Origin of the sequence: Bacillus sp. RB3 (assembly GCF_030164735.1) — a bacterium.
Lineage (GTDB): Bacteria > Bacillota > Bacilli > Bacillales > Bacillaceae_G > Bacillus_A > Bacillus_A cereus.
Window position 1 is genome coordinate 1 of the sequence record NZ_JASNGE010000126.1, and the last position, 304, is coordinate 304.

The following is a 304-nucleotide window of genomic DNA, read 5'->3' on the forward strand; positions in this document are numbered from 1 at the left end:
AGGAAGTCTTGCTCAAAGTCTTTTTCATCATTGATGAAATTCAGGGAATATGTATGAAGACGTTCCCCTTTTTTCCCAAATTCGTTTCCTGCTAAACCTGTTAAACCACTGGAATCTAGACCTCCGGAAAGCATAGATACCACTGGTTTATCAGCAATTAACTGACGTTTTACCGTATCTTGTAAAACGGAACGGATTGTTTCAACTGTTGTATCAATATCATCTACATGTTTTTTACTTTCAAGTTTCCAATACTGTGTCGTAGTCGAGCCATTAGAGGTAAACGTCATGTAATGCCCAGCAC

1 protein-coding gene is annotated in these 304 nt (G+C 38.5%); it reads right to left on the reverse strand.

Features of this window, described 5'->3' with window-relative positions:
• Positions 1–304 (reverse strand): asparagine synthase-related protein (locus QO049_RS31060; protein WP_284489836.1); only part of this gene is annotated, 304 nt, incomplete at both ends.